The organism is Arthrobacter sp. zg-Y179 (assembly GCF_020907345.1).
GTDB lineage: Bacteria > Actinomycetota > Actinomycetes > Actinomycetales > Micrococcaceae > Arthrobacter_B > Arthrobacter_B jinronghuae.
The window spans coordinates 130,569-142,260 of record NZ_JAJJOB010000002.1 but is presented as its reverse complement, the minus strand read 5'-3'; the positions used below and the strand labels follow the sequence as shown (position 1 = coordinate 142,260).

Here is an 11,692-nt window from a genome sequence, read left to right as displayed (position 1 = left end):
TCTACTTCATGCCCACAGGGGGACCGTGCAGCGTGTTCCGGGCCATGGGCACGGCGTTGCGGCCGGGCAGGAAGTCAGGATCCTGTGCCTGCGGATTCTCCTGATCCTTCATCAAGGCAAGGTCAAAGCCTTCCCGGCGGATTCGGAGGTCAACGTACAGCAGAGCCGTGACGGCACTTTGGAAGGCACAGGCCAACGCGCCCAGAAGCAGGGAGAAGGCCAGGATCAGGACAACGCTGACTCCGATGAGGACGGCGCTCTCCGTCAGGGTGAGCATGCTCCCGGCGAAGGAGAGCGGCACCGTAAGGACCTGGGTAACGATATTGACGATCAGGCTCGTCAGGGCCATGATCCCGAAGGTTCGCCACCAGTTGCCTCCGGTGAGGCGCCAGGACCGCCGAATCGCAGGGAAGACACCGATACCTTCGAATACCAGTGCTGCCGGTGCCAGGGAGAGTTTCACCGAGATCCACGCAGCCGCGGCAATCACCGCGAACAGGGCCGGGATCACCACGATAAGCCCCGCTGCATCGAAAGTATCGATGATCAGGTAAGCCAGCATGGTGAGGACCGTGACGCCCACGGCGGCACCGGCCAGCATGAGTAATGCGAGGCCGGCAAGCGGACCGAGGGTGCCGCGGGCCAGCCGCCAGACCTGGCCGAAGCCGGTCCGCAGGTTCAGGGTAGACCGCACTACCGGAAGGACCAGGAGGCCCTGGACAATCAATATCCCGGCCATTGACAGGCCGCCGAGGGTCGAAACCGACCCGACGACCGCCCCTACCACCGGACCCGTGACTTCTCCGCTCCCTGATGGGCTCTGCAGCCACGCGGCAATGGAGACGAACATGCCCGCGCCGAGTCCGATCAGCAGTACGGTCAGGACGGCCTGGACCACAAACGCGTTGCCGAAGGCGGCCAACGCGTTGCGGCGGCACGCCTGGAACGCTCCGTCCAGGATTTCCCCCAGTCCCAGTGGACGCAGGGGAATGATGCCCGGTTTGGGCGGCGGCGTGTAGCCGGGCTGGGGGAGGGGGCCTCCCCGGTAGGGGTTGGAGTGGTCCCAGGCGGATGCCTGCGGCGGGTAGCCCTGTGCTGCGGGCTGCTGCGCCCACGGATTAGCCTGCTGCTGCGCCCACGGGTTCACGGGAGGCTGCGGCATGCCGGGCGGCGGCATTACGGGCGGCGGAGGAGGAGCCTGCTGCTGTGACCACGGGTCCACGGGCGGCTGCGGTATTCCGGGCACAGGCTTCCGGGCGGCGTCGTTCGCAGCCCGGTACTCCGGGCTGCCGTTTTCCGGGTCACTGTTGTGCCGGTCGTTGTGTTCTTGCTCGCTCATCCTTACCCGTTCCCCCGCAGGCAGTACCTTTTATTTACCTCGACTATAGTGACGCTCCGCCCAAACGGCACCCGGCGAGCCGTGGCGGCATATGTGTCCCTTAGGATGATAGGGATTAACTTAGTCGGCTTAACGCCGTGGGGAGCGGCAGCCGATGCTGCTCCGGACGCGCAGCGGCGCGGAAGTCAAGCAGCGGAAACAGGGAGCTATGAAGGCACGCATACTGGTCGTAGACGACGACGAAGCACTCGCCGAAATGATCGGTATTGTGCTGCGCAACGACGGGTTTGAACCGGTGTTCTGTGCCGACGGTTCCTCCGCACTCGAAGTGTTCCGTAACAGCAAGCCGGATCTGGTGCTGCTGGACCTGATGCTTCCCGGCATCGACGGCATCGAAGTGTGCCGGCAGATCCGCAGCGAGTCCGACACCCCCATCGTTATGCTCACCGCCAAGTCCGACACGTCCGACGTCGTGCGCGGCCTGGAATCCGGCGCCGACGATTATGTGCCCAAGCCCTTCAAGCCCGCGGAGCTGGTGGCGCGCGTGCGTGCCCGGCTGCGCCCGGGCGACCAGAAATCGCCGGAGACCCTGCGGATCGGCGAGGTCTCCATTGACGTTGCGGGCCACTCCGTGGCCCGAGGCAGCGACAGCGTTTCGCTGACGCCGCTGGAATTCGACCTGCTCGTGGCACTGGCACGCAAGCCCTGGCAGGTTTTCACCCGCGAGATGCTGCTTGAACAGGTCTGGGGGTACCGCCACGCCGCCGACACGCGGCTGGTGAATGTACATGTGCAGAGGCTCCGCTCAAAGATCGAACGCGACCCCGAAGCACCCGAGATTGTATTGACGGTGCGCGGTGTCGGATACAAAGCGGGTCAGAGCTAAGTTGCCGGGTTTCCTGGCCGGGATGGCCGGGAAATCCCCTAAATTCGATCTGGCCCTGCAGGGCCTGGTGCGCCTCCGGGACTCCTTCCGGCGGGCCACCTTTTATCGGATCGCCCGTCTGTGGCGGAGGTCCCTGCAGTTCAAGACGGTCGTTTCCACGCTCCTCCTGGTGGCGCTTGCAGGCGCCGGGATCGGCGCCTTTCTCTCCCACCAGATTGCCGATTCACTCTACGAAGAGCGGCTGACACAGTTCCGGACCGAAGCGACGTCGGGCCTGTCCAAAGTGAAGGACAACTTCCGGGACACTGCCGCGAGCGACCGGGAGGGCACCGACCGGCTGGTTATGGACACGCTGCCGTTGCTGGAAGGCCAGGGTGCAGACGCCCAGCGGACCTATCTGCTCACCCCGTTGCCGACCGAAGAGCCCCTGTACGTCACGTCCTCGGTGAACAGCGGAACCATTACCGCCAGCGGCATTCCGGTGGCCCTCAGCGATGCCGTTATTGCCAGCGATGCCACAGCGTCCGAGACAGATTACGTGTTCTGGTCTCCGCTTGAGCTCGCCAACGGCGAGCCCGGCATTGCGTTCGGCACCAAAGTCACGCTGCCCCCGGACAGCTCCGAATATGCCCTCTACCTGATCTATGACCTGCATTCGATGCAGGAAACACTCGACGACATCCACCGGATTCTTTGGATTGCGGGATTCCTGCTGCTTGCCATCAGCGGCACGATCGCGTGGATCGTAGCCAAGGCCGGCCTGGGCGCGGTCAGCGACGCAGCAGCGGTGTCGGAGAAGCTGGCGGCAGGCGAACTGCAGGAGCGCATGGAGGTCAAGGGCGAGGACGAAGTTGCACGCCTGGCGGCGTCCTTCAACCGCATGGCCGGCACGCTGCAGGACCAGATCACCCAGCTGGCTACACTGTCGCGTATGCAGCAGGTGTTCGTCTCCGACGTCTCACACGAGCTGCGGACGCCGCTCACCACGGTCCGCATGGCTGCGGAGGTGCTCTACGAAGCGCGCGACAGCTTTGATCCGATGTACCGCCGTTCCACGGAACTGCTCTATCACCAAGTGGAACGGTTCCAGGCGCTGTTGGCGGACCTGCTGGAAATTTCCCGGTTCGACGCCGGTGCGGCTGCGCTCGATTTGGAACCCACCGACGTCTTCCATATTGTCCGTGACGTCATCGACGCCACGGAGCCGCTGGCGAACAACTGCGGCTCCGAGGTCGTTGTGGTGTCGAAGGAGTCCAGCTGCGTCGTGGACGCCGATCCGCGCCGGATCGAGCGCATCCTGCGCAACCTGCTGGTGAACGCATTGGAGCATGGTGAAGGAGAACCCATCGAAATTGCGATAGCAGCTTCCGAGGATGCCGTGGGCATAGCGGTCCGCGACCACGGCATCGGGATGACCGAAGAAGACGCCGACCATGTCTTTGACCGTTTCTGGAGGGCGGATCCAGCGCGTGCACGCACCACGGGCGGCAGCGGGCTGGGCCTGTCCATCGCCACCGAAGACTCACGGCTTCACGGCGGCTGGCTTGAGGCCTGGGGTGAACCGGGCAACGGATCCTGCTTCCGGCTCACGCTTCCCCGTCGTCATGGTGCAGGCTTTGACTCATCCCCGGTGCCGCTGTCTCCCCGCGAGGCCGCTGCCGGACCCCGGGAGCTCACTGCTGCGGCTCCGGCCCGGGAAGAGGAAATTGATGCCTACTAAGCGGAAGGTGCTGCCCAAGGCACACCGGGGACGGACCGGAAGGATGCTGGTTCTGTGGCTCAGTATCGTCCTGGTCCTGGTCGGCTGCTCCTCAATACCCACCGTTGGGCCGGTAGGCACGGCATCGGCGGAGAACAACGGGGAAACGGGCGAGGATGCGGTTTTCTCACCCGAGGGTCCGGCCGAGGACGCCTCTCCGCAGGACATCGTCCGCGGCTTTATGGAGGCAGGCAGGGGAGCCGCAGACGATTACAGCGTGGCCCGGCAATTCCTGGCCCCGGAGCTGGCGACTACCTGGTCCCCCTCGGAACGGGTGACCATTTACCGGTCCTCACGCATCGTGGCCATGCCGGAACCGGACCTGTTCCAGATTCAGCTGGAAGTGCAGGGGCGCGTGGATGCCCGGGGCATCCGGACGGACGCCCCGGTGGGCAGCACCGAAGCATTCCCCGTCCAGCTCGAAAAGGTGAAGGGACAATGGAGGCTCAGCGCCGTCCCCGACGGGATCATCGTGTCGCTGGCGAGTTTGCCTGCGATTTTCATCGCCCACAACCTCTACTTCTATTCAAGTGATTACCAGTACTGGGTCCCGGATACGCGGTGGTTTATCCAGCGCGCCGGCATCGCCGCCAACATTGTCAAGGAACTTCTCGTAGGGCCCGCTCCGTACCTCCAGGGTGCAGTCCTCAGCGCCTTCCCTGCCGGAACCGCCTTGGCACGCGATGCGGTCCCGGTTGCCTCGGGAAAGGCTGTCGTGGATTTCGCGGACGAATCGCTGCGGGACTCCAGCGACCGGAACCGCCAACAGATGGTGAAGCAGCTTGAGCAGAACCTGCGCAGCCTCAACAACGTCACCGCTGTGAGGATGACAGTGGACCAGCGGGATGTAGACCTCGGCAAGGGGAGCGGCGAGCTGCAGTCCGCCGTGGCAGACCCGTCCGCCGGGGCCACCCAGATCGTGGTCCATCAGGACGAACTGGCCTACTACGCGGACGGTCCCGAGCCGATCGGTGATATTCCTTCAGTGGCGGAATACGGTCCCCGGCATCCGGCCATGTCCATGGACGGGTCGGTCATCGCCTTCCTGAACAGCCGGGAGGACACGCTGCTGGTGACGGGAACCGGACAGGACGTTTCAGTGGTGGCCGAGGCCGAAAGGTTTACGGCACCCAGCGTGGATCCCCGTCGGTGGGTCTGGACTTCCCAACCCACCGGCACCGGATCCCAGGTTCTCGCGGTACCGCCCGGGGGAGACCGGAGTTCCGCGGCCGTTCTTTCTGCGCCCTGGCTGGAGGGGCAAACCGTGACAGAACTGCGGATTTCCCGCGACGGTACCCGGGCACTGGTGGCGGCGGACCGGGACGGACGCAGCGAGGTGATGATTGCCGGCGTCGTCAGGTCAGCCGAAGGCGTTCCCGTCTCCCTCACGGCTCCGATGGTCCTTCAGGTGCCGCCGGAAGCGGGGGCCGTGAACCGGGTCAAGTGGGCTTCGGAAGACACATTGGTTGCCGTGCAGTCCGGTGCGGAGGAAGCCGTGCCGGTAATCCTCAGCACCAGGGGTGTTCCGGAACCGCTTTCCGCGAAGGAAGGGATCACGGGCCTCAGTGCGGGAAACGGCGCCGAGGACACTTTCATCCAGACCTCGGAAGGCATTTTCAACAAGGTTGGGAGCAGTTGGACGCTCCGGACGGAAGGAATCCGGGACCCGGCTTTCCCCGGGTGATGAAGCACCGTTGTTTTCCTCCACAGCTGCCTGATTGCGCTATCCGTCCGGTTTGATGTTCCCTGCCAGCCGGTTGTGCTGCGCCCCGGTTCCGGTAGGGCCCCATCATGGACGGATGGATATGCCGAATCGCCGGCTGGACCGGATGCTTTACTCTCCGGCGGGACAGGCGATCGCCGCTGCGCTGTCCGGGTTGGCTGCCGGGCTGGCACCGGTCTCATGCGTGGCCTGCGGGGCGCCGGACCATTCTCTGTGCAGGGTATGCGCGGCGAGGATCCGGCGCGGCACGTTGCATCCGTATCCTGCACAGGAAGGTGCCGGGGCGCTGCCCGCCGCAGAACCGGTCCCCGGCGCGTATCCGACAGGGCCGGACCCGACCGGCGCGTATCCGACAGGGCCGGACCCGACCGGCGCGCACCCTGACCTCTTTGTCCCGTTGCCGGTCCTGGCTGCCGGAGTGTACTCAGGCGGGCTCGCGCGGACAGTCCTTGCTTTTAAGAACCGGGGGCACACCGACCTGGCCGGGTTCCTGGCGCCGGTCCTGGCAGACGTCCTGCAGGCAGCGGTAACGGATGCACGCCGAAGGGCGGGGAACGTTCCACTGGTGCTGGTCCCGGTTCCCGGCACGGGCGGCTCGCTTCAGAAACGCGGCTACTTTCCACTGGCGCTGCTGCTGAGGCGGCTCCGGCGCCGGCGGTTGCTGCCTGCCGGCTGCGCCGTGGTTTCCCTTGTGTCCTTACCAACGGGGTGCGGCACGGCGGGCGCACTGCTGCGGCGGTGGAACCGCGGGGGAGGATCTGCCGGCGCGTCCGGTCCGCAAAAGGGGCTCGGCCGCAACGCGCGGAGACGCAACGTCCGGAACACCATGACCGCCGGTCCGCCGGGAGGACTGAAAGGCGTCGACTGCCTGGTGATCGATGACGTATTGACCACGGGAGCCACTATTGCAGAGACGGTGCGGGCACTGCGCCGGGCGGGTGCCCGGGTCTTTGGAGCGGCGGTTATCGCAGCCACACCAGCCCCGGAACGTAACACAACCCCCACAGACCCTGCCGTTCCGGGGGCCCGTTCCACGGGCGCCGGAAACGGAATCGCGAGACGTGAATAAAGCTCGACGGTGATCTAACGTGTTGAGTATGGATAGCTTCAAGTAGCGGGGTTATCCTGCGGCAACGGTCGCGAAGGCAACTGACAGCGGCCGTTGTTGTGTCACCGAAATCTATTGGAGGGCACCATGGAATTCATGATCAGCGGACGTAACGTTGCAGTATCAGACCGGTTCCGCGAGTACGCCGAAGAGAAAATCGGCAAAGTGGAGGCGCTCGGCGACAAAGTCCAGCGGGTGGAGGCCAGGGTCACGAAGCAGGGCAACGTCCGGGACGCAGACAGCGCCCTCACCGTGGAAATCACGGTCACCGGCCGCGGTCCCGTCGTTCGTGCCGAGGCAACATCCGGAGACAAGTTCGCGGCGTTTGACCTCGCGTACGGGAAGCTGCTGGAACGGCTGCGTCGGGCAAGTGACAGGCGCAAGGTGCACCACGGGCGCCACGCACCGATCCCGGTCCGGGTTGCCACCGCTGATCTTGGTCCCGTGAGCACCTCCGAGCCGCTCTACGCACAGGTCGCGGCCGCCGCAGAGGAACAGGCCAACGAAGAGAACGCCCAGGATGCGGCAGAGGAAGACGCCACCGGCGACTGCCCCGTATTGATCCGGCGCAAGGTTTTCCCGGGTGCCCCCATGAGCCTTGACGACGCCGTGGACAATATGGAGCTGGTCGGCCACGACTTCTACCTGTTTGTGGATTCCGCAACCGGCGCACCGTCGGTGGTGTACCGCCGCCGCGGCTGGACCTACGGTGTCATCACCCTGGACTCCAAGTGCGCGGAAGGCACGGAAGAGCCACGGGAGGAAACCCGCGGATACCGCGCCACCGCCTGACCCTCCGGACGGCTCCCCTAGGATGAGGGGATGAAATCCCAGCTCTCGCTCCGGCAGGCCCGTCGAACGGCACTGGCGGCGCAGGGACTGGCTCGGGTACGGCCCGCCGGCCTTGTTAGCGCAAGGCAGGTGGGCCGTACCTTTGAGCGGCTTGCCTTGCTGCAGATCGACTCCGTGAATGTGCTTGCCCGCAGCCATTACCTGCCGTTGTTTTCCCGGCTCGGCCCCTACGACCAGGCAATCCTGGACCGCATGGGGACCCGGCGGCCGCGGCGCATGGTCGAATACTGGGCCCACGAGGCAAGCTTTGTCCGGCCCGAGCTCTTTGCGGATCTTCGCGCCGTTCAACGGCGGACCTGGATGACCGCCCATTCCCTGCCTCCCGCAGTCGCCGAGGATCTTCGTCAACGTATCCTCGGGCTTCTGCAGGCCGCGGGCAGGCCGTTGACCTCCCGCCAGGTAATGGACCTCCTCGGTCACAGCGCTGTGCGGGACACTTCCCACTGGGGATGGAACTGGAATGCCGCCAAGCGCGTGCTGGAGGATCTGTTCGCCTCCGGACAGATCGGTTCCGCCGGGCGGACCCCGCAGTTCGAGCGGTTGTATGCCCCGACTGCGCTGGTCCATCCTGCAGGCGCAGCGGCGCTGGAACAATCCGATCCCGAGCAGGCAGTGCTGCGCCTGACCGAGGTTGCAGCCCGGGCACACGGCGTCGCGACGGTCCGGGGGCTTGCCGATTATTTCCGTCTGCCGCAGCGTGAGACGGCCATTGCTGCGGAGGCCCTTGCCAGGAAAGGGATCCTCGAGCGCGTGGACGTGGCGGGCTGGCAGCAGCCCGCCTACCTGCACGCGGAAGCGGCGGTACCGAAGTCGGTATCCGGCCAGGCGCTGCTGAGTCCGTTCGATTCGCTCATCTTCGAGCGGCGGCGGATCGAGGAGCTGTTCGGTTTCCACTACCGGATCGAAATCTATACGCCGCCTCAGGCCCGCAGGTTCGGCTACTATGTGCTGCCGTTCCTGCTGGGAGAGGAACTGGTGGCCAGAGTGGACCTCAAAGCGGACCGTGCCGCGGGTATGCTGCTTGTTCAGGCAGCCTTTTCGGAACCGGGAGCACCGCCGCAGACGGCGCGTCAACTCGCTGCAGAGCTGCGGCTCATGGCACAGTGGCTGGGGCTCGGGCAGATAATGGTGAAACCCGTGGGAGACCTGGCTCCCGCCCTGAAGCTGGCAGTATGCAGGGAATAAAGGTCATTAGGGAACCACGGACCTTCACGGTACGTCTCTCACGTAGACTGAGGACGCCAGATTTCGGCAACTAGATTGGGAGCAAATCAGTGGCATCACTACTCGAACGAGTTCTTCGTACCGGCGACAAGAAGACGCTGAAGACACTGCGTAACTACGCCGACGCGATCAACGTGCTCGAGGATGAGTTCAAGGGCATGACCGATGCCGAGCTCAGGGGTGAAACGGATCGCCTCAAGGAGCGCTACAACGGCGGTGAGTCCCTCGACGACCTCCTTCCCGAAGCGTTTGCCGCTGTCCGTGAGGCCGCCGGCCGTACGCTCGGCATGCGCCACTTCGACGTCCAGCTGATGGGCGGCGCCGCCCTGCACCTGGGCAACATTGCCGAAATGAAAACCGGTGAAGGCAAGACCCTGGTGGCAACGGCCCCGGCCTACCTGAATGCGCTGACCGGACGCGGCGTTCACATCGTTACGGTGAATGACTACCTGGCGGAGTACCAGTCGGACCTGATGGGGCGTGTTTTCCGCTTCCTCGGCATGACCAGCGGCTGCATCCTCTCCAACCAGGACCCCGCGACCCGGCGCGAACAGTATGCCGCCGACATCACTTACGGAACCAACAACGAGTTCGGTTTCGACTACCTGCGCGACAACATGGCCTGGAGTGCTGCCGAGCTGGTCCAGCGCGGCCACCACTTTGCCATTGTCGACGAAGTTGACTCCATCCTGATCGACGAAGCCCGTACTCCGCTGATCATTTCCGGTGCGGCCAGCGGCGACGTGAACCGGTGGTACACGGAGTTCTCCAAGGTCGTCCAGCGCCTGAAGCTGGACACCGACTATGAAGTGGACGAGAAGAAGCGCACTGTCGGCATCCTCGAGCCGGGCATCGAGAAGGTCGAGGACTACCTCGGTATCTCCAACCTGTACGAAGCAGCCAACACGCCGCTGATCGGCTTCCTGAACAACGCCATCAAGGCCAAGGAACTCTTCAAGCGGGATAAGGACTACGTGGTCCTCAACGGCGAAGTCATGATCGTCGATGAGCACACCGGCCGCATCCTGGCCGGACGCCGGTACAACGAGGGCATGCACCAGGCAATCGAGGCGAAGGAAGGGGTGGTCATCAAGGCCGAGAACCAGACCCTCGCCACGGTCACCCTGCAGAACTACTTCCGCCTTTACGAAAAGCTCGCCGGCATGACCGGTACGGCCGAAACCGAAGCCGCCGAGTTCATGAGCACGTACAAGCTTGGCGTGGTGCCCATTCCCACCAACAAGCCCATGGCCCGCATCGACCAGGCGGACCTGATCTACAAGAACGAAGTGGCAAAGTTCGACGCCGTGGTGAAGGACATTGCCGAGCGCCACGCGTCCGGCCAGCCCGTGCTGGTCGGCACCACCAGCGTGGAGAAGAGCGAGTACCTTTCCAAGCAGCTGGCCAAGGCAGGCATCCGGCACGAAGTGCTGAACGCGAAGAACCATGCACGTGAAGCCGCCATCGTCGCCCAGGCCGGCCGCAAGGGAGCCGTCACGGTGGCCACGAACATGGCCGGCCGCGGCACCGACATCATGCTGGGCGGCAACGCCGAGTTCAACGCAATTGCAGAACTGGAACGCCGCGGACTGGACCCGAACGAAAACCCCGAGGACTACGAGGCCGCCTGGCCGGACGCGCTGGAGAAGGCACGGACCGCCGTTGCCGCCGAGCAGCAGGAAGTAGTCGAACTCGGCGGGCTTTACGTCCTCGGTACCGAACGCCACGAGTCCCGGCGCATCGACAACCAGCTCCGCGGACGGTCCGGACGCCAGGGCGATCCGGGCGAATCCCGGTTCTACCTCTCGCTCACCGACGACCTGATGCGGTTGTTCAACTCCGGTGCTGCCGAACGGATCATGAACAGCTCGTCCATGCCCGACGACGTGGCGCTGGAGTCCAAGCTGGTCTCCAAGGCGATCCAGAACGCGCAGGGACAGGTCGAGGGCCGCAACGCCGAACAGCGCAAGAACGTCCTGAAGTACGACGACGTCCTGAACCGCCAGCGTGAAGCGATCTACGGCGACCGCCGTCGGATCCTGGAAGGCGACGACCTGCAGGAGAAGATCAGCTTCTTCCTGGAGGACGTTGTGACGGCGATGGTCAACGAGGCAACTGCGGAGGGCCATGGAGATGACTGGGACCTCGAGCAGCTGTGGACCAACCTCAAGACGCTCTACCCGATCAGCCTGACCATCGACGAAGTGGTTGAAGAAGCCGGCGGCCGGTCCCGGCTGTCCCGCGACTTCCTGCACAGCGAGATCCTTTCCGACGCGAAACTTGCCTACCAGGCACGCGAGGAATCCCTGGGCTCGGCCACCATGCGTGAACTCGAGCGCCGCGTGGTGCTCTCCGTCATCGGCCGTAAGTGGCAGGAGCACCTCTACGAGATGGATTACCTCAAGGAGGGCATCGGGCTGCGGGCCATGGCCCAGCGCGATCCGCTGGTGGAATACCAGCGTGAAGGATTCGTGATGTTCCAGACCATGATGGAGGCCATCCGCGAGGAAAGCGTTGGCTACCTCTTCAACGCCGACGTGCAGGTCAGCGAACCCGCCCCGGCAGCGAACGCCTTGCAGGGAATCAAGGACGCCCGCGGCGTCGTCGGTACCCCTGTCATCAAGGCGGCGGGACTTGAAGCTCCGCAGCAGCCGGCAAGCCTGCAGTTCACCGCTCCGAACAGCCAAGGCGGGGTGGAGACCAGGGTGGAACGGACGTCCCGCGACGAGCAGGACACCAAGACGGCTCCGGCGGCCGGCAGCAAGTCCGCCGCGAAGAAGGCCAAACGCCGCAAGTAAACC

The 11,692-nt window shown here is 64.7% G+C and carries 8 protein-coding genes; 7 read left to right on the top strand and 1 reads right to left on the bottom strand.

Features of this window, described 5'->3' with window-relative positions; translation table 11 throughout:
* Window position 1: 1 nt before the first annotated feature.
* Entirely contained in the window at window positions 2-1,339 is a 1,338-nt protein-coding gene (locus LOC56_RS01015; protein ID WP_229949699.1) for a hypothetical protein, read from the bottom strand.
* Window positions 1,340-1,547: 208 nt separating this feature from the next.
* Here LOC56_RS01015 and mtrA point away from each other — a divergent pair, with 208 nt between their 5' ends.
* From mtrA to secA, 7 genes are all read left to right on the top strand, one after another.
* On the top strand, window positions 1,548-2,225 hold the full coding sequence (gene mtrA / locus LOC56_RS01010; RefSeq protein WP_229949698.1) for an MtrAB system response regulator MtrA: 678 nt from the start codon (window positions 1,548-1,550) through the stop codon (window positions 2,223-2,225).
* A 22-nt stretch (window positions 2,226-2,247) separates the two neighbouring features.
* Window positions 2,248-3,945 carry an MtrAB system histidine kinase MtrB gene (gene mtrB, locus LOC56_RS01005; protein WP_229949696.1) on the top strand — a complete coding sequence of 566 codons (1,698 nt, stop codon included), beginning with the start codon at window positions 2,248-2,250 and terminating at the stop codon, window positions 3,943-3,945.
* On the top strand, window positions 3,935-5,668 hold the full coding sequence (locus tag LOC56_RS01000) for an LpqB family beta-propeller domain-containing protein (protein ID WP_229949694.1): 1,734 nt from the start codon (window positions 3,935-3,937) through the stop codon (window positions 5,666-5,668). Before mtrB ends, LOC56_RS01000 begins: the two co-directional genes overlap by 11 nt.
* Before the next feature lie 115 nt (window positions 5,669-5,783).
* Window positions 5,784-6,776: a ComF family protein gene (locus tag LOC56_RS00995; RefSeq protein ID WP_229949692.1), complete on the top strand. Its 993-nt coding sequence runs from the start codon at window positions 5,784-5,786 to the stop codon at window positions 6,774-6,776.
* A gap of 126 nt (window positions 6,777-6,902) precedes the next feature.
* On the top strand, window positions 6,903-7,607 hold the full coding sequence (hpf, locus tag LOC56_RS00990) for a ribosome hibernation-promoting factor, HPF/YfiA family (RefSeq protein ID WP_229949691.1): 705 nt from the start codon (window positions 6,903-6,905) through the stop codon (window positions 7,605-7,607).
* Between the two features lie 30 nt (window positions 7,608-7,637).
* Complete coding sequence (locus LOC56_RS00985; RefSeq protein ID WP_229949686.1) at window positions 7,638-8,852, top strand: winged helix-turn-helix domain-containing protein; 1,215 nt, start codon at window positions 7,638-7,640, stop codon at window positions 8,850-8,852.
* 89 nt (window positions 8,853-8,941) lie between these two features.
* Window positions 8,942-11,689, top strand: a complete 2,748-nt coding sequence (secA, locus tag LOC56_RS00980; protein ID WP_331460885.1) for a preprotein translocase subunit SecA — start codon at window positions 8,942-8,944, stop codon at window positions 11,687-11,689.
* Window positions 11,690-11,692 lie beyond the last annotated feature (3 nt).